This window comes from Streptococcus macedonicus ACA-DC 198 (assembly GCA_000283635.1).
GTDB classification, from domain to species: domain Bacteria; phylum Bacillota; class Bacilli; order Lactobacillales; family Streptococcaceae; genus Streptococcus; species Streptococcus macedonicus.
Window position 1 is genome coordinate 1,197,849 of sequence record HE613569.1, and the last position, 19,029, is coordinate 1,216,877.

The following is a 19,029-nucleotide window of genomic DNA, read 5'->3' on the forward strand; positions in this document are numbered from 1 at the left end:
TGTTATTCTCCTTTCATCTCGTCTGCATTTTTCAATTGTGAGTTAGCAATTTCACGATAAATCGTGTTTGTTTGCATCAATTCATCATGTGTGCCATGTCCCACAATTTCACCTTTATCGAGGACGATAATTTGGTCAGCATCCATGATCGTTCCCACACGTTGTGCCACAATAAGAACAGTCGCTTCTTTAGTAACTTCTTTCAAACGCGCACGTAATTGCGCATCCGTTTTATAATCAAGAGCTGAGAACGAATCATCAAAAATATAAATATCAGGTTTCTTAACAATCGCACGCGCAATGGACAACCGTTGTTTTTGTCCTCCTGATAAATTGCTACCGCCTTCTGCTAAATGTGTTTGGTAACCCTCATCAAGGCTTTCGATAAATTCTTTTGCTTGTGCAACATCTGCTGCTTCTTGTAATTCATCAATTGTTGCATCCGGTTTACCATATTTTAGATTTTCGGCAATGGTTCCCGTAAACAAGAGCGCTTTTTGAGGCACAAAGCCAATCTTCTGACGTAGAGCTTTCAATTGATATTCTCTAACATCAACACCGTCAACCAAAATTTTACCAAATGTGACATCATAAAATCTTGGAATCAGATTGACCAAAGAAGATTTCCCAGAACCTGTTGAACCAATAAAGGCAATGGTTTCACCAGGTTTGGCTTTAAAGGAAATATCTTTTAGGACTGGATTTTCTGTCTCACCAGGGTAAGCAAAGGTCACCTTGTCAAATTCCAAATAACCTTTTGTTTCAGTCTCAGTTACACCATTTTCGTTAGGTGTGATTGAAATTGGCATTGCCATAACTTCTGAAATACGCTCGCTTGAGACAACAACACGAGGATACATGGTAAAGAGATTGGCAAAAAGTAAGAATGAAAAGAGCGCATGGAAGCTATATTCAATAAAAGCAACCAGATTACCAATCTGAAAATCACCCCTTGAGAGCGGATCTAAGGCAAACCAAACAATAGCAACAATCATTGAGACGATGATAAAGACAAAGGATGGCTCTGTTAAACCAGTTAGTTTGAACAGACGACTTGAAATGCCTTTATACTCTTCGTTTTTACTATCAAAGCGTTCTTCTTGAAAATCTTCTCTAGCAAAGGCGCGAATGACACGCAAACCAGTCAAATTTTCACGAACATATTGGTTAATTTTATCAAGGGTGGCTTGTTGTTTTTCAGACAAAGGACGTGTGCGTATCGCAACGTAATAAACCACAAGTGCCAAAAAGGGAATAGCCACCGCAACAATCCAGGCTAAGGACGGACTTGTTACCAAAATCATGACAACACTAAAAATAATCATGAGCGGTGCCACAATCCCCCTGCGCAAAGATTGTTCAGCAAATTGCATAAGAATAAATGTATCACTTGTCATCCGAGTGACAAGTGATGACACACCGATTTGTTTGTATTCATGGTATGAGTATTCCAGCAATTTATCGTACATGTCATTACGCATGTCTTTAATCATATTAGTCGTGATTTTTCCTGCCGCATAAACTAAAGTAACACTACCAATCGCTCCAACAACAATCACGATAAACATAACAATTGCCCAGAAATAAACCTTATCTTTATTTCCAACTATTATCCCTTGGTCAATCATACGAGCTAGTGCTGTTGGCAACCCAAGGTTAACCACGACAAATGCAAAAGCTCCTAATACATCCAAAATGAGCCATTTGGGATATTTTTTCAAATAAGTCCAAACTAGTTTCATAGTAACTTTCCTTTCTAATCTGTTCTCTATTTTTAAGTAACGAAATACCTTCTTTCTACAAGAAAGAGTGACCATGCTTATTCAGCTAAGTCACTCAAATAATCGTATCTTTCATATTTTTCAAGTAGGGTTTCATTAGCTTCGTCTAATGAACGTTGAAGCTCTGCTAATTTGCCATAATCACTGGCATTTTCTTGCATTTGCGCTTCAATAGTTTCGATGTCCTCTTCAAGTTTGGCAATCTCATCTTCGATGACTTCCCATTCTTGTTTTTCAAAGTAAGACATGCGTTTTTTCTTCGTTTTTTCCTTCTCGGTCTTTTGTGACGGCGCTTTTTTAGCTTGTTCCGCTACGGCATTTTCTTCAAACGCTTTTTCATCAAGATAATCCGTATAATTTCCGAAGAATTCGCGAACACGCCCATTTTCAAATGCTAAGATTTTATTAGCCACTTTATCAAGAAAATAACGGTCATGGCTAACCGTGATAACTGGTCCTGAAAATGTTTGCAAGAAACTTTCAAGAACTGTCAATGTTGCAATATCAAGGTCATTGGTTGGTTCGTCAAGAACAAGCACATTTGGTTTTTCAATCAAAATTTTCAACAGGTAAAGGCGTTTTTTCTCACCACCAGATAATTTTGAAATCAATGTGCCATGTGTTGAACGTGGGAATAAGAATTGTTCTAACAAATCTGTGACGCTTGTTGTTCCAACGCTTGTTTTGACCTCATCAGCTACTTCTTGCAAATAATTGATGACACGTTTGTTTTCATCCATGTCTTTTGTCAATTGTGAGAAATAGCCAATGCGAACCGTTTCACCAATTTCAAGATTTCCAGCTGTCGGCTGCAAATCACCTTTTATCAAATTAAGAAGCGTTGATTTGCCGACACCATTATCACCAACAATTCCAATTCGGTCCTTATTTTGCACCAAAAGGTTAAAGTCAGTCAAAATCTGTTTATCAGGATAAGCAAAGGAAACATTTTCAAAATTGATAACTTTTTTACCGATTCGGCTTGTTTCAAAATTAATCTCAAGCTCTGTTGATTGTGTTGCTCCTGACAAATCAGCTTTCAAATCATTGAAACGATTGATACGAGCTTGCTGTTTTGTCGCACGCGCTTGTGGTTGCGTACGCATCCAAGCCAATTCTTGCTTGTAAAGTTGTTTTTTCTTGTGAAGCGTTGCGGCGTCACGCTCATCTTGCTCCGCACGCAAACGCACATAATCTTGATAATTTCCTTGATATTCAGTCAATTGACTATTAGCCAATTCAAAAATACGCGTTGCCACATTATCCAAGAAATAACGGTCGTGGGTGATGAAAAGCACTGTTTTCTTAGAATTTTTTAGGAAATTCGTCAACCAAGCAATGGTATCAATATCCAAGTGGTTGGTTGGCTCGTCCAATAATAACAAGTCTGCATCATTTAACAAAACTTGTGCCAACTGAACACGACGACGAAGCCCACCAGACAAAGCACCAACTTTTTGTGACAAATCGTCCAAACCTAGCTTTGTAAGAACAGTTTTGACTTCACTCTCAATCGCCCAAGCGTCAAGCGAATCCATTTCTGCCATGACTTTTTCAAGTTTAGCTTGACTAGCTTCATTGTAATCAGCCATCAAGGTCTCATAGGTCTTAATCAAAGTCATCTCACGCAAATCAGACGACAAAACTGTATCCAAAATAGTTTTATCATCATCAAATTCAGGCTCTTGGGTCAAATAAGCAATTTTATAACCATTCTTAGCTGAAAACGGCGACACGTCGCCATCAAAGCCAAGACGACCAGAAATGACATCAAGGAGCGTTGTTTTCCCCGTTCCATTGACACCAATAATCCCAATGCGGTCAAAATCATGAATAATAAAGGAAATATCACGAAAAACAGTCTTATCACCGACTGATTTTGTTAAGTGTTCTACGATAAAATCACTCATTTGTTTTCCTTTCTAATAAAGCCAAAAATAGCTTCTTTGTCATTGGCAAGCTCACCAAGAACAATTTTTTCCTCGATTTCTTTTAATACCTGCCCTAATTCTGGACCAGGTTTGTATTGTAATTCTTTGATTAAAACTCCGCCATTGACAACAATTTCGTGTTTATCATGAATGGTTAATTCTTTATCTAAACGCTCAATACGCTCAAAATCAACTGGCAAACCAAAACCAACACGCAAATCTTCTGCTTGTTCAATCAAACAACTGCCATAACGGTACATTTCCATCTTATCAAGCTCATTTTCTAGACGGAAACGGTAAATCGCCACAATCTTTTCGACATCTTTTTGGAATTGACTTGATGTTTTCCATGCTTTCAAAAAGACACGAACGTCTTTGACATCTAAAGCTAATAGCAAAGCTGACCAAGCTTGTTCAGACGTTTTAAAGTGATAATCACAAGCCAAATCGTTAAGTAATTGCTGTAAATTATCATAAGCATTCTCAAGATATGGTAAATATTTTTGAGCTTGACTAGCAATCATGGCTTTAATCCCTTTACGCCAGAAAGGTGCCATCAATAATTTATCAAATTCAATAAAAGAGCGCTCTACCGAAATTTTTTCAAGCAAGGGCGCATGTGCTGCCATAGCAGCAAACGTATCAGGTTCAATATCAAAATCAAGACTAGCCACAAAACGGAAACCGCGCATAATACGCAATGCATCTTCATTAAAACGCTCCGCAGGATTTCCCACCGCACGTAATAACTTAGCTTCCAAATCTGCCAAACCGTTGAACTTATCAATAATTGAACCTGTCTCATCAAGTGCAAAAGCATTGACTGTAAAATCGCGACGTTTCAAATCTTCCTCTAGAGAACGCACAAATGACACGCTGCTAGGTCTGCGGTAATCCACGTAAACATCTTCTGTACGGAAAGTGGTGATTTCATACTCGCCACCTTCTTCTAAAACAAGAACCGTGCCATGCTCAATCCCAATATCAACCGTACGATGAAAAATGCTTTTAGTCTCTTCTGGATAAGAACTTGTTGCAATATCAACGTCGTGAATCGGACGATTTAGTAGAACATCACGAACGCTACCACCGACAAAATAAGCTTCGTAGCCAGCCTCGCGAATTTTTTTCAAGATTGGTAAAGCCTCCTGAAATTCAGAAGGCAGATTGTTTAATCTCATAGTAATTTTTCCAAACCATAAACGAGCTTATCTCGTTTGACAACTGCTTTAATCCCAATATTAACACCACTCATAAACGAAATACGATCATAAGAATCATGACGAAGTGTTAATCCCTCACCTTGGGCACCGAAGATGACTTCTTGGTGCGCAACCAAGCCAGGTAAACGAACACTATGGATACGCATACCATCAAAATCAGCTCCGCGCGCTCCTTTTAACGTTTCAACTTCATCTGCAGCCCCTTGTTTTTTAGGTCGACGAACTTCACGAATCAATTCCGCTGTTTTCACAGCTGTACCTGAAGGAGCATCTTTCTTATTGTCATGATGTAATTCAATGATTTCAAGATCCGGAAAATATTTGGCAGCCTTAGCGGCAAATTCCATGAGTAAAACAGCACCAATTGCAAAGTTTGGAGCAATCAAACCACCTGTTTTCTTTTCTTCAGAAAGAGCGATTAATTCAGCGATTTCATCTTCTGAAAATCCTGTCGTTCCAACAACGGGAGCGAAGCCATTTTCTAAAGCAAAGCGGGTATTTTCATAAGCAACTGCTGGCATGGTAAAATCAACCCAAACATCTGCATCAAACCCAACTAATTGTGATTTGTCTGTGAATACTGGGACACCATCCACGTCTGATTCTGTCGCAAATGGGTCAAGTAATGCGGCTAAGGTTAATTCGTCACCTCCCTTAACCATATCAACTGCTGCTGACCCCATTCGTCCCTTAAAACCTGCAATGATAACTTTAATACTCATGTTTTTTCCTCTCTAACACTTAAACAATTGGTGTGAAACCAAATGCAACTGCACCTTCCCCTAAATGAGTAGCAATAACAGCATCAAATGTAACAATTTTAAGATTTTCAGCCTGACCTCTGTCAGCTAAAGTCTGATAAAACTGTTGCGCTTTTTCTTCTGCTCGCGAATGAATGATGAAAACTTCGTAATCACCATTAACAGTCACTTCAGACAAAACATCAACTAAACGCTTGATAGCTTTTTTCTCAGTTCTCACTTTTTCGAAAACTTCGATGACACCTTCGTCATTAAAATAAAGAATCGGCTTGATGCTAAGCAAATTTCCGATAAGTGCTGAGTTATTTGACAAACGTCCACCTTTTACCAAGTGATTCAAATCATCAACCATGATAAAGGCGCTCGTTCCGTCAATTTGTTGTTGGAATTTGGCTAAAATATCGTCGAAATCCATACCAGCTTCTGCCCAATTCAACGTATTTCTTACCATGCTACCAAGTGGTGCGCAAGTAATTTTGCTATCTGGGAAAGCAATGGTCAATTCTGGATAATCGTCAACTAGAAATTGAATATTTTGCCAAAATCCTGAAATTCCTGAAGATAAGAATAAACCGATGACATGTGTGTAACCTTCTGAAGACAACTGTGACAAAATCTCGTCTAATTTTGCCAAACTTGGTTGGCTTGTTTTCGGAAGAACAGGCGACATTGCCATTTTCTTGTAAAAATCATCCAAGCTCAAGTTCTTACCTTCAACGTAGCTAATCCCACCAATCATGATTGGAATATCCAAAATGTGAAGGTTCTCTTTTTGTTTGATGTCATCTGACAAAACGGCGGTTGTATCTGTAATAACTGCTAATTTCATTAGTTTCTAAACTCCAATTTAACCCCTGGACGGTCTAGGGCAATTTCGGTTACTTCATACGTTAAGCGTTGCACAATGTCTAATAGCGGTGCGGCTAAATTTTCAACTTCTTCTTTGGTGAATTCACTTGGTTCGTTAACAATACGATTTTTAATGTGAACCATTTGTGACACGACACCACTGATAACGAATTCTTTTTTAACGACCATAAATTGTAATACTGATACAATCGTTGTTTGGTTGTTTTCTGTATCTTTTTTTACTAATTGAAAAGTTACTTCAAAATTAGTCTTTGGTGTACCATTTTTCTTTTCCCATTCGAGATTTCTTGCATCATAATGGTACTGGTTTACAAATTCTTTTTCACGTACTAATTCCATACTGGTCTCCTCTTTTGTATATCAGCATTCATTATAGCATAAATAGCCTATATTTTGCACATTTTTCTTTGAAGTTTGAAATAATACTGAACATTCTTTTTATCAAAAAAATGCAACAAGTCACACTTACCAACTATCATAAACAGTAAGTCCGTATTGTTCAATCAGTCGATTAAGTTTTGTCCCATATGAAGTGTCTGTGGCATAAGTACCTGTAAGAGCTGCAGTCGCATCCTTGTAGGAAGTTGTGTTTGATTTATGCACACCAACATAAATATCTTTTTTGAGAAATTGGGCATAATCTTCCAATGACTCTGCTTGGCTACCATACGAGCGAAATTGGGCATCAATGGTATAAACATTACCACTTCCGTCATCTTCCCACGTTTTCATCGTGACTGATTGCCCATTGTAGTCCCCTTTTATGCCAAAAAAGTTATAATTAGGTGCTTGACTGAGAGCTGATTGACCGCTGTTTGATTCTAGAATCGCTTGCGCAATCATCACCGAAGCATAAAGGTCATTTTGCGCAGCAATTTGCCGTGCGGATTCGCCAATACTTTCAATAAAATTTATCGTTATTTGGTCAGATATTATAGTAGAACTTGTGGTGTCAGCAGTTGCCGTATTATCTGCATCTTGTGCTTGATAAGTGGAAATCACTAAAGCGACACAAGCTAAAACTGTCAACAAACTCATGCCGTGTAAAGCCCATTTAGGAACTTTTTTCTGCCGACGATGACTTCTCGCTTTCTTTATAACCTTTCGTTTTCTTGTTTTTGCCAAATCTGTCAATCCTTTCGCAAATTCACCTTTCAGTATAACAAATTTTTAATAAAAAAGAGACTGACAACTGTTGTCAAAAATAAAAATCAGCACCCAAAAAAGTGCCGATTTATCAGCGCATTAAAAACCCAGTAATTGATTGTTTGAGGTTGAAAATCTAGCTTACAAAGCAAATATTAAAAAGTACCTAATCAATTGAGCATGGAAAATCTAAATTAACCAAAGGTGACAAGCGCTGTTTTAATATACCTTGACAGCGACCTTCAACCATCTATTTCTGAATTGTTAAAGTCCAAACCACTGCGTCTTACAGATTCATAACTGCATAAACAAAGAAGCTGAGCACTTGGTCTCAGCTTCTTTAAAGGTGAATTTTGCCTTTTATCGTGTTGACTGTTACTTACACTGAAAAGTCTTTATTTGGTCTTGATTTATTATAATGGTGATGTGCAAAAACACCAAACAGTAAGTAATAGTAGAATCCCAAGATAAAGAAGGCAAATCGAAAACAGATTATGTGCCGCTTGATTTCCTAGAAAACTTAGGGAAACTGTAATCAAACTAAGCCTTAGAAAAATAGGATAATGGTAATAGATTGCGCCATTTCCTGTCACACGGTCTTGGTTGACATCTATCATGTGGTTAATTTCAACAATGTAAATCATAAAAAGATTAGTTACGATGATAAAAATCAATAAAGAAGCCACAGACAAATTAACTACTGAAAAATACGGCGCTATACCGATAATCATTTCACCGAAAGTGATGATAACCAGAAACGATAAACGCTCCACCAAATGAGGAAGATTAATGGCACGTGTTTTCTCTGAGACATGACCTTGTTTAGGATTGGTTAAAATACCAGGTAAAACCCACGTTAATAACACACCAGAAACCGCCAGAATCAGCCCAAATTGATAAGGCGAAAAGATTGAAACAAAATCAGCGAACGTATTCCCAAAATATAAAAATATCGACGAATCAAATCTCGGTCTGCTTCTGCCTTAGTATTGAAATACTCAATCATATATTGCAACAAAAGAAGCAAAGAAATAAACGCCATTGGTAAAATAAATGGCACAAAACTCGTTGACCATTCTTCTGTCCCAGCCGTTGATGAAATCAAAAAGGCACAGCATTTGGGCAAACATAAATAAAATATTGGTTAAACTATTTTGTCCAAAACGATTCGTGAATACCGTCTACACCATCTAAGAATTGACAAAAATAATCAAGGCAATAACAAACGTGAAAAAAGCATATGGTATTACAATACCATGATGAATACGGTGAATTAATATTGTGATTTGACTAATGGCATAAACGAAAACCAAATCATAGAACAATTCGGTCAATTCCACTTTTTTGTGCTTTATCAAGGTCATTTTTTCCCCCTTAAATCCTAATTTATTTGTGTCTATTATAACAAAAAGCGATGAAATTTTACTGCTATAACGCTTCTAGCCAAAAAAACTCAAAAAATATTTTTCTCCACTTTTGCTCTCATCTTCAGATTTTAAAATCCCAATTACCATATCTCACAGCTAAAAAAGCTGGGCACTTTCGTCCCAGCTTTCCCATTCTAAATTTTTAAGATATTCTTTGATTTTTTAACTCAACTTTTTGGTGAATGTAATCAATCAACTCAACTGTCAAGTCATAGCGCATAAATGGTGTGATGAGATAAATCCCCTTAAAATGCTTCAAAGCACGGTCAATTAATTGTTTACTTTCTTCCAAAGCCAATTTTTGGCAGGTTTCTTTATCATCTTTAACAGCTTCTAATTTTGCTAAAAATTCATCTGATAGTTGGATACCAGGAACTTCATTATGAAGGAAAATAGCATTATTATAGCTTGTAATCGGCATGATACCTACAAAAAATGGCGCTTCATAATCTCGTGTTAAATTGGCTAATTCATCAATAATCTCTGTGTTAAAAACAGGTTGTGTGATGAAATAATCTGCTCCTGCCGCTACCTTTCTTTCGATTAAACGACCACAGCGTGATAGATTTTTGACGTTTGGGTTAAAAGCCGCAGCTGCTGTAAAATTGGTCTCTTTCTTGATACTAGCTCCACTGTATCCTTGACCTTTATTGAGCTGTTTTATGAGTGCTAACAATTTAAAGCTTGTGGCATCATAAACACTTGTGGCACCAGGAAAATCACCGATTTTTGACGGGTCTCCCGTAATGGCAAGGACATGATTAAATCCTAAAACGTCCATTCCCAAAAGTCGCGATTGCAAACCAATCATATTATGGTCACGGCAGGATAAATGCAAAAGAAACGGTGTTGAAATTTCATTTTTCAATAGAGCCGCGATACTAACATTACAAATTCGCGTCTTAGCTAGCGAATTATCTGCTAAGGTAATGGCTGAAATTCCTGCTTTGTCTAAGGCTTTTACCCCTTCCGTAAATTTCGCAATGTCAAGCGTCTTTGGTGGGTCTAACTCCGCAATAATCGTAACTTCTCTTTTGACCCTATCAACCAATGTCTCTGATTGTTTAGCCGCTTTGATAAGCTCTGCTTCTTCAACCATTGGTGTCACAAATTTTCGTTCAACAGGTTTTAATCCTTTAACAGCACGTTTTACCGCTCTGATATGATCAGGCGTTGTTCCACAACAACCACCTATCAAACGCGCACCTTCTGCCACAAGAAGTTCTGCACTTTTTCCGAAATAATCAGCATTTTGACTAAAGCCATACTGACCGCTGCCATTATCATCAACAAAAGACAACAAACTAGCATTTGGATAAACAGACAAATAAGACTGAGCAAAAAGCGGAACTTGTTTCAGTGACTTAATCATGTGATAGGGGCCGAGGTGGCAATTCAAGCCAACCACATCAGCACCTAACATGACTAATTTCCCTAGAATTTCAACTAAAGGACGACCATTTTCCGTAATTCCAGCTTCATGGAGAGCAATATTAGTTATAATTGGCAAATCAGTTATCGGTCTAACAGCTTTTAAAACTTCGATAATTTCTTCTTCATCATAATAAGTTTCAAAAAGCAAACCATCAATTTGATTCGTTTCAATCAAATACCCGACTTGTTCCAAAGTCTCCTCAATAATTTCATCAAGGGTTAAATCACATTGTTTAAGCCCACGAAGAGCCCCAACAGTTCCAAGAACAAAAGCATCATCACCTGTAGCTTCTCTAGCAATTTTAACACCAGCCTGATTGATTTCCTTAACTTGGTCATCATAAGCATAGCCTTTCAGACGATGGCGTTTAGCAGCATAGGTATTGGTTTGGATAATGTCTGCCCCTGCCTCAAGATAAGCATGATGAATGGCTGAAATTTTATCTGGATGTGTAAGATTATAAGCTTCGTAGCAATTGTCAAGACCATTGGCGTAAAGAAGAGTTCCCATAGCACCGTCGGCTACCAGAATATCTGTTTTTAAACGTTCTAATAATCGTGACATAGCATGACCTTTCTTATTTTCCGTATTTAGCTCGGACTTCCTTGGTTGCAGCCACCAAAACTTCAAGCGCCGCTACTGTTTCTGGTTCCCGACGTGTTTTAAGACCACAGTCAGGGTTTACCCAGAACTGTTCAAGTGATAATTGACGCAATGGACGTTCAATGTTAGCAATAACTTCTTCCTTAGTTGGTACACGTGGAGAGTGGATATCATAGACACCAAGACCAATTCCAAGCGGGTAAACAGCTGTTTCAAATGATTCAATAACGTCACCATGGCTACGGCTTGTCTCAATAGAAATAACGTCCGCATCCAAAGCACGAATAGAATCAATGATTTCATTGAACTTAGAGTAACACATGTGCGTATGAATTTGTGTTTCTTCTTTCACTGATGATGTTGCTACGTGGAAAGCATGAACAGCATCATCAAGATAAGCTTGTTGTTTACTCTTACGAAGCGGCAAACCTTCACGAAGCGCTGCTTCATCCACTTGAATAATGGCAATACCTGCATCTTCAAGCAATTTAATTTCATCTTTGATAGCAAGACCAATTTGGTTAAACAAATCAGCACGTGAAATGTCAGAACGTTCAAATGACCAGTTTGTAATAGTGATTGGACCAGTCAACATTCCTTTTACTGGACGGTCAGTCAGGCTTTGAGCATAAACGGTTTCTTTCACAGTCAATGGTTGAATGTGTTTAACATCTCCATAAATGATTGGTGGTTTAACAGCACGAGAACCATATGATTGAACCCAACCAAGTTTTGTTGTTGTGAAACCAGCTAGTTTTTGACCAAAGAATTCAACCATGTCCACACGTTCAAATTCACCATGAACAAGCACATCAATGTCCAAATCCTCTTGAATTTTAATCCAACGTGCGATTTCTGATTTAATGAAATCTTCATATTCCGCATCAGAAATATTGCCACGTTTCCAAGCCAAACGTGTACGGCGAACTTCTGGCGATTGTGGGAATGAACCAATTGTTGTCGTTGGAAGAATTGGCAGACCAAGTTTTTCTTGTTGCACTTGACGACGAACTTTATAGTCAACACGTTCAGTTGCAACATCATCCAAATTTTCCAATGTTACATTACGGAAATCAGCTGCTTGCAAAGCATCAAAATCAGCAACGTGTTGTTTGTAAGCATCAGATTCTTTACCGTCTAAACGTTGGCTCAACAATTTGATTTCTTGCAATTTTTCATCCGCAAATGCCAAACCATTTTTAAGAACTGGTTCGAGTTCTGTTTCATTTTTAGTCGTTACTGGCACATGAAGAAGTGAACAAGAAGGTTGAACAAAAAGTGTTTTTACATTTGCTTGAATTTTTTCGAGTAATGCTGATATTTTGACAAAATCTGTTGCCCAGATATTACGTCCGTCAACCACACCTGCAAAAACGTCTTTATCATTAAAATAACCTGCTTCAATAGCTTCAAGGTTTTCATCAAGACCATGAACAAAATCAAGACCAAAAGCTGCTACTGGTAACTCTGACAAATCTTTGGCATCAATCAAGGCTTCAAAATAAGTTTGGAAAATCAATTTAGCTTCTGGTACTTCTTTGTCAAAATAGGCATAAACATATTTTGCTGCTTCTAAAAGGTCAACCCCTTCATCTGTCACAAATATTGGCTCATCAACTTGAATATAAGTTGCCCCTGCTTCAACCAATTCTGCAAAAACTTGTTTATAAAGTGGCAACAATTTTTTCACTGCAGCTGTGAAATCATCAACTTCAGATGAAAGAGCCACATAAGTGATTGGTCCTGTAATGACTGGTTTAGCTTTATCGCCAACCACTTCTTTTGCTTCCAAATACAAGTCAAGCAAACGTGTATTTGTCAATTGTGGTTTAACACCAGACCATTCAGGAACGATATAGTGATAGTTTGTGTTGAACCATTTTTTCATTGATGAAGCAACGTTGTCTTTATTACCACGCGCAATTGCAAAATACAAATCAAGATTAATTTCTTCTTTAGCAAAACGTTTTGGAATGACACCAAATTGTACTGACAAATCCAAAATATGGTCATAAAGTGAAAAATCACCTACAGGAATAAAATCAAGCCCTGCATCAGCTTGTTTTTTCAAAAATTCAAGACGTAAATCTTTAGCTTGAGCTTGTAACTCTTCTTGTGAAATATCCCCTGCCCAATAAGACTCAATTAATTTTTTCCACTCGCGATTTTCACCTAAACGCGGATAACCCAAATTTGAAACCTTTACCATAGTTACCTCCTATACCAGCATTAGTTTTAAACTATACCTACTAATTTTTTTATAATTAAGATTGTAAAGGATAACAAGCATTTTTTCAATACCTTTAACCATTATATCTTTTTATGGGCTGATATAGTTTTTAACTATACATTTAGAATTTATTATAGTTTTTAACTATAACAAAAAGAACTCCCTAAGGAGTTCATGTTAGATTAATAAAATTTATTATTTAGCTTTTCTAAGGGCACCAAATAGTAATCCTGAAACAATAGCACCGATAACAATAGCAACAAGGTAAAGAATCCAGTTACTTGTCAATGCAAAGACGAAGATACCACCGTGAGGAGCCATCAATTTAATGCCAAATGCACCTACTAAAGCACCTGTTAAAGCTGAACCAACCATAAAGCTTGGAATAGCACGAGCAGGGTCAGCAGCACCAAATGGAATTGCACCTTCTGTGATGAACGATAGTCCCATAACAATATTTGTCAAACCAGCGTCACGTTCTTCTGCTGTGAATTTATCTTTGAACAAACGTGTTGCAACAAAGACAGCAAGAGGAGGAACCATACCACCGGCCATAACAGCCGCCATAACAACTGAACCACCATTTGAAAGAGCTGCCGCAGTAAGACTACTTGTACCAAAAACATAAGCAGCTTTATTGAAAGGTCCACCCATATCGATTGCCATCATACCACCAAGGATAAGTCCAAGGATAATAGCAGAGCTACCAGACAAACTATCAAGGAAATCATAAAGTGCACTGTTAATAGCTGCCATAGGAATGTTGATGAAGAGCATCAAGAATCCTGTTACCAACACACCAAGAAGTGGGTAAAGGAGGATTGATTTGATACCTTCAAGTGATTTTGGCAAGAAGGCAAGAGCTTTCTTAAGAACAAGAATAACACCACCAGCTAAGAAACCACCAACAAGAGCTCCAAGGAAACCTGAGGCAATTTGGTTGTCAGCAAGGTTTACTGCGCTATCCAAACTATAAAATGAAATGCGACCAAAGGCAATACCTGAAGTTGCCATAGCACCAGCTGTGAAACCAGCTACCAAACCAGGTTTTTCAGCAATTGAATAAGCAATGTAAGCTGCAAATACCGGAATCATGAAACCAAAAGCTGCATTACCAAGTTGGTTAAAGACAGCTGCAATTTCATGGTAATTACCAAGGTGACTCAATTGGTCATTTGGCACTCCCATAAATTGGTCAATCAAGAATGAAATAGCAATTAAGATACCACCACCAATAACGAATGGCAACATTTGAGAAACACCACTCATCAAATGTTTGTAGAATGCGGCACCAAGACTTAATTTTTCACTAGCATTACTTGAAGATGAAGCTTCATCAGCTGAAGCTGTATAAATTTCTGCTTTTCCGTCAAGAATGATATTGATTAATTCTTCAGGTTTTTTAATACCATCAGCAACTGGACGTGATACTAATGGCTTTCCATCAAAACGTGCCATTTCAACGGCTTTATCAGCTGCAATAATGACACCTTTTGCACGCGCAATTTCATCAGCAGTCAAACGATTACCGACACCTGAAGCACCATTTGTTTCAACACGAACTGTGACACCCATTTCATCACCTTTTTTGATGAGGGCTTCTTCTGCCATGTAAGTATGTGCAATACCAGTTGTACAAGCTGTAACAGCTACGATAAGTGGTTTATCATCTGAAACTGGAGCAGCTTTCGCTTCTTCTTTTACTTTGTTATCCTCTTCTGCTGCGTTAAATATTGCAATCACTTCGTCAGCTGATGTCACTTGACGTAATTGATCAGCAAAGCCATCTTTCAAAAGATATTTTGATAATTCAGCAAGAGCAGCCAAGTGAGTGTCGTTTGCGCCATCTGGTGCTGCAATCATGAAGAATAGGTAAGTTGGTTGACCGTCCAATGCTTCATAATCAACACCTGCAGCAGATTTAGCAAATAAAACAGTCGCTTCTTTAACAGCTGCATTTTTACAGTGAGGTATGGCAATACCATCACCTAAACCAGTAGATGTTTGCGCTTCACGGTTCATGATACCTTGTTTAAAAGCATCAAAATCAGTTACCACACCGTGTTCAACAAGGCTTGTGATCATTTCATCGATCGCTGCTTCTTTTGAAGTTGCTTTCAAATCAAGAATCATGACATCTTTTCTGAGCAAGTCTTGAATTTTCATATTTTTTCTACCTCTACTTTTTGATAAGTTTCTTTTATGAATTCAGCAGTTGCCAAGTCATCTGAGAATGTTGTTGCTGTCCCACATGCAACACCCCATTTAAGAGCTTCGATTGGGTCGCCAGATTTGACATATTCACCTGTAAATCCTGCAACCATAGAATCGCCCGCACCCACAGAATTTTTGACAGTGCCTTTAATTGGTTTTGCAAAGTATGCTGCTTCTGGTGTTACCAACAATGCACCGTCACCAGCCATTGAAATAATAACGTTTTTAGCACCTTTAGCGAGAATTTCACGGGCGTATTTTTCAATATCAGCAAGACCGTTTAATTCAACACCAAAAATATCAGCTAATTCATGATTATTTGGTTTCACCAAAAGTGGTTGATAGTTTAAGGCATCTAAAAGTGTTTGTCCTTCAAAATCACAAACAACTTCTGCACCGGCTTTTTTAGCAATCGGAATCAACATATTATAGACTTGGTTTCCAAGGCTACTTGGAGCTGAACCTGCAAAAACAACAGTATCTTCACTTGAAAGACCAGCAAGAATAGTTTCCAATTCTTCAAGTTTTTCTGTTGAGATATGTGGACCTGCACCGTTGATTTCAGTTTCTTCACCCGCTTTAACTTTGACATTAATACGTGTGTCCTCAGAAACTTCAACAAATTTTGTTGCAATACCTTCATCTACCAAGCTATCTTTCACAAAACGCCCTGTAAATCCACCGATAAATCCTATGGCTGTATTTTCAATATCAAGACGTTTCAAGATACGGCTAACATTAATCCCTTTACCACCAGCGAATTTATCATCACTAATCATACGGTTAACACTTCCAAGTGCTAAACTTTCCAAGCGAACAATAAAGTCGATAGATGGATTAAGAGTGACTGTGTAAATCATACTTCAATTACCCTCGTTTTTTCTTTTATTTTTTTCATCAGTGCTCCGCTAGATTGATTAGTAATGATAGTGACATTTTCAACCTTATCAACCTTGGCAAAGGAAATATGACCAATCTTTGATGAATCTGTAACAATAAATGTTTTTTTGGCATTTTCAATAACTGTTTTCTTGATGACTGCTTCTTCAACATCAGGTGTTGTTAAGAATTGCTCATCGACACCGTTAATTCCTAAAAATGCTTTATCAAAATTTAATTGTTTAATTTGCTCATACGCAACCGTTCCAATACTAGCGTCAGTTGTTTTCTTGACATGCCCACCAATAATAATCGTTTGAATGTTTTTATCAACCAATTTGGCAGCATGGTGAATGGAATTGGTAACTACCGTTAAATTATCTTGGGAGAGATAATTTAGTAGCAACTCATTTGTCGTTCCTGCATCAATGAAAATAACTTCATTGTCAGTAATCAAATCAGCTGCTTTCTGAGCGACTAACATTTTTTCTTGAATGTTTTTGATAGATTTTTGTTGATTGGTAAATTCCTCTTGAAGTGTGTGAGGGAGTTCTGCGCCACCATGGACTCGGTGGAGCTTACGATCACTCTCCAATTCGTCCAAATCGCGACGGACAGTGGACTCCGAGGTATCTAGCATGCTAACTAAGTCCTCAAGATTAACAAATTTATCATGAGACAATTTTTCCATGATTAATTGTTTTCGTTTAGACTTAAGAATATTCATTACCTCCACTGAAATCGTTTACAGATAAAATTATACTATTTTTTCTATCATTGTCAAGCATTTTCTATCAAATTCTATCAAGTTTTTTACTAACTAGTTAGAATGCCTGCAAAATCAGAAAAATAGTGACTGTAACTCAATTTCAACTAAAACAAAAGGATTTAGTCCTGTGCAATACAGAACTAAATCCTTTCAATAATTATCTATCTAACTTTTGGTGTGCAGTTCACACCCGTAATAAGAATTTTGTTTTATTTTTCCTTGTCTTTAATCAATGATGTTGAGTGCACCACACGGTTATCACGGTCAGGGTAAATGTATTTAATCGCTTGATTAATCGCAGTTGGAGCTTCACCAAAACCAGAGGCGATCAAAGCAACTCTACCTTCATAATCAGCGGCATCACCAATCGCATAAACACCTTCTTGACTTGTCTCAAACAATGGCGAAACCGTAATGCTTGAACGTTTATAATCAACGTTCCAATTTTTAAGGTTTTTATTTGATGTTGAAAAACCAAAGCTAACAATCAAAGCATCTAATGGCAATTCAATAGTTTCATCTGATTTAACATTTTGAATCGTTAAACTGTTAGCAAATTGACCATCACCGTCCAAAGCAACTGGTACGTAAGGTGTTATGATTTTCACATTTGATTGTTTTAGCACTTCAACGCTATGTTCGTGAGCACGCAAAGCATCACGACGGTGAACGATTGTCACGCTTTTAGCCAAGCCGTCCAAATGATTAGCCCAGTCAACGGCAGAATCACCACCACCGCAGATAACAACGTCCTTGCCAGCAAATTGGTCTAATTTATGAACATTGTAGAAAAGGTTGTTATCAGCATATTCTTCTTCCCCTTCTAAACCAAGCGTACGAGGAGCAAATGCACCATTACCACAGGCAATAACAATCGCACGTGAAAAATGTTGACCTTTATTGGTCTCAATAGTGAAAACATCGCCCTCTTTCTCAAAAGTCTTAACTTCTTCTTTAAGGCAAATCGTTGTTTGGTCTTCAAAGCGTTCTAATTGTTTGATAAGATTTTCAGTTAATTCTGCTGCTGTGATTTCAGGGAAACCAGCCACATCATAAATGGCTTTTTCAGGATAAAGGATAGCTGGTTGCCCACCAAGTTCTGACAAACTTTCAATAATTTTCACTGAAACACCACGCATACCTGCATAAAAAGCAGCAAAAAGCCCTGCAGGACCACCGCCAATAACGGTAATATCATATATCTCACGATTTTCTGACATTTATTTTTCCAACTCCTTATAAATTTCTTCGATGACTGATGCTTTATAAGCTATGTAACTTTCGATATTTTTGGGAAATAGCTGCGCTGCTTTCATTTTTGTTGCTCCATAAATCTCAACTGCATCAGGATGACTGCTCAAATAATCACGAAAAGCAAGGTGCCGTTTCAACTCAAGTGAATTTTTAGGACAAACATAAAGATGATGACATTGCAAATGCTCCTTACCAGAATAAGCAAAAGCTTCCCTGCCTTCAATCCCTAGATTTCCCTCATGAACATATCCAATACTTGTTAATTTTTCAACAACCATAGATAAATCCGTCTCTTGAGCAATCACAACATCAATATCAATGATTGGCTTTGCTGCTAAGCCTTCAACGGCTGTACTTCCAACATGCTCAATTCTAATAGCTAACTCACCAAGAACAGCACGCAACTCTTGAGTAATTTTTTCAAAATCATCTTTCCAACTTTCTTGGTAGGAAAGAACAATCACCTCTTCTGTCCGCATGAAACCTCCTCAAAAATAAAGAGACAT

At 37.7% G+C, this 19,029-nt stretch carries 17 protein-coding genes; all 17 read right to left on the bottom strand.

Going from position 1 to position 19,029, the window contains the following annotated elements; translation table 11 throughout:
• Nucleotides 1-2: 2 nt before the first annotated feature.
• Nucleotides 3-1,742 carry an ABC transporter ATP-binding protein gene (locus tag SMA_RS06065; RefSeq protein WP_014294728.1) on the bottom strand — a complete coding sequence of 580 codons (1,740 nt, stop codon included), beginning with the start codon at nt 1,740-1,742 and terminating at the stop codon, nt 3-5.
• A 77-nt stretch (nt 1,743-1,819) separates the two neighbouring features.
• A complete protein-coding gene (locus tag SMA_RS06070; RefSeq protein WP_014294729.1) occupies nt 1,820-3,691 on the bottom strand; it encodes an ABC-F family ATP-binding cassette domain-containing protein in 1,872 nt (623 codons plus the stop codon).
• Nucleotides 3,688-4,893 carry a CCA tRNA nucleotidyltransferase gene (locus SMA_RS06075; RefSeq protein WP_014294730.1) on the bottom strand — a complete coding sequence of 402 codons (1,206 nt, stop codon included), beginning with the start codon at nt 4,891-4,893 and terminating at the stop codon, nt 3,688-3,690. The genes SMA_RS06070 and SMA_RS06075 overlap by 4 nt, the downstream gene beginning before the upstream one ends.
• Nucleotides 4,890-5,657 carry a 4-hydroxy-tetrahydrodipicolinate reductase gene (gene dapB, locus SMA_RS06080; protein ID WP_014294731.1) on the bottom strand — a complete coding sequence of 256 codons (768 nt, stop codon included), beginning with the start codon at nt 5,655-5,657 and terminating at the stop codon, nt 4,890-4,892. The genes SMA_RS06075 and dapB overlap by 4 nt, the downstream gene beginning before the upstream one ends.
• Nucleotides 5,658-5,676: 19 nt before the next feature.
• Nucleotides 5,677-6,525, bottom strand: a complete 849-nt coding sequence (locus SMA_RS06085) for a DegV family protein (RefSeq protein WP_014294732.1) — start codon at nt 6,523-6,525, stop codon at nt 5,677-5,679.
• Nucleotides 6,525-6,905 carry a DUF1149 family protein gene (locus SMA_RS06090; protein ID WP_014294733.1) on the bottom strand — a complete coding sequence of 127 codons (381 nt, stop codon included), beginning with the start codon at nt 6,903-6,905 and terminating at the stop codon, nt 6,525-6,527. The genes SMA_RS06085 and SMA_RS06090 overlap by 1 nt, the downstream gene beginning before the upstream one ends.
• Before the next feature lie 126 nt (nt 6,906-7,031).
• Complete coding sequence (locus tag SMA_RS06095; protein ID WP_014294734.1) at nt 7,032-7,700, bottom strand: glucosaminidase domain-containing protein; 669 nt, start codon at nt 7,698-7,700, stop codon at nt 7,032-7,034.
• Nucleotides 7,701-8,125: 425 nt separating this feature from the next.
• On the bottom strand, nt 8,126-8,578 hold the full coding sequence (locus SMA_RS12085; protein ID WP_230937597.1) for a low temperature requirement protein A: 453 nt from the start codon (nt 8,576-8,578) through the stop codon (nt 8,126-8,128).
• Nucleotides 8,579-8,595: 17 nt separating this feature from the next.
• Nucleotides 8,596-8,817, bottom strand: coding sequence for a hypothetical protein (locus SMA_RS12090; RefSeq protein ID WP_223246295.1), 222 nt, complete (start codon nt 8,815-8,817; stop codon nt 8,596-8,598).
• Between the two features lie 85 nt (nt 8,818-8,902).
• Nucleotides 8,903-9,076 (bottom strand): low temperature requirement protein A, encoded by a 174-nt coding sequence (locus tag SMA_RS12095; protein WP_223246296.1) that lies wholly within the window; start codon nt 9,074-9,076, stop codon nt 8,903-8,905.
• 205 nt (nt 9,077-9,281) lie between these two features.
• Nucleotides 9,282-11,138, bottom strand: a complete 1,857-nt coding sequence (locus SMA_RS06105) for a bifunctional homocysteine S-methyltransferase/methylenetetrahydrofolate reductase (protein WP_014294735.1) — start codon at nt 11,136-11,138, stop codon at nt 9,282-9,284.
• 13 nt (nt 11,139-11,151) lie between these two features.
• Nucleotides 11,152-13,386, bottom strand: a complete 2,235-nt coding sequence (metE, locus tag SMA_RS06110) for a 5-methyltetrahydropteroyltriglutamate--homocysteine S-methyltransferase (RefSeq protein WP_014294736.1) — start codon at nt 13,384-13,386, stop codon at nt 11,152-11,154.
• Between the two features lie 216 nt (nt 13,387-13,602).
• Entirely contained in the window at nt 13,603-15,573 is a 1,971-nt protein-coding gene (locus tag SMA_RS06115; protein ID WP_014294737.1) for a PTS fructose transporter subunit IIABC, read from the bottom strand.
• On the bottom strand, nt 15,570-16,481 hold the full coding sequence (pfkB, locus tag SMA_RS06120; RefSeq protein WP_014294738.1) for a 1-phosphofructokinase: 912 nt from the start codon (nt 16,479-16,481) through the stop codon (nt 15,570-15,572). The genes SMA_RS06115 and pfkB overlap by 4 nt, the downstream gene beginning before the upstream one ends.
• The gene (locus SMA_RS06125) at nt 16,478-17,227 is read right to left on the bottom strand and encodes a DeoR/GlpR family DNA-binding transcription regulator (RefSeq protein WP_014294739.1); all 750 of its coding nucleotides are present in this window, start codon (nt 17,225-17,227) and stop codon (nt 16,478-16,480) included. The genes pfkB and SMA_RS06125 overlap by 4 nt, the downstream gene beginning before the upstream one ends.
• 251 nt (nt 17,228-17,478) lie before the next feature.
• Entirely contained in the window at nt 17,479-18,489 is a 1,011-nt protein-coding gene (locus tag SMA_RS06130; RefSeq protein WP_014294740.1) for an NAD(P)/FAD-dependent oxidoreductase, read from the bottom strand.
• Nucleotides 18,490-19,002, bottom strand: coding sequence for a GrpB family protein (locus SMA_RS06135; protein WP_014294741.1), 513 nt, complete (start codon nt 19,000-19,002; stop codon nt 18,490-18,492).
• Between the last annotated feature and the right edge of the window lie 27 nt (nt 19,003-19,029).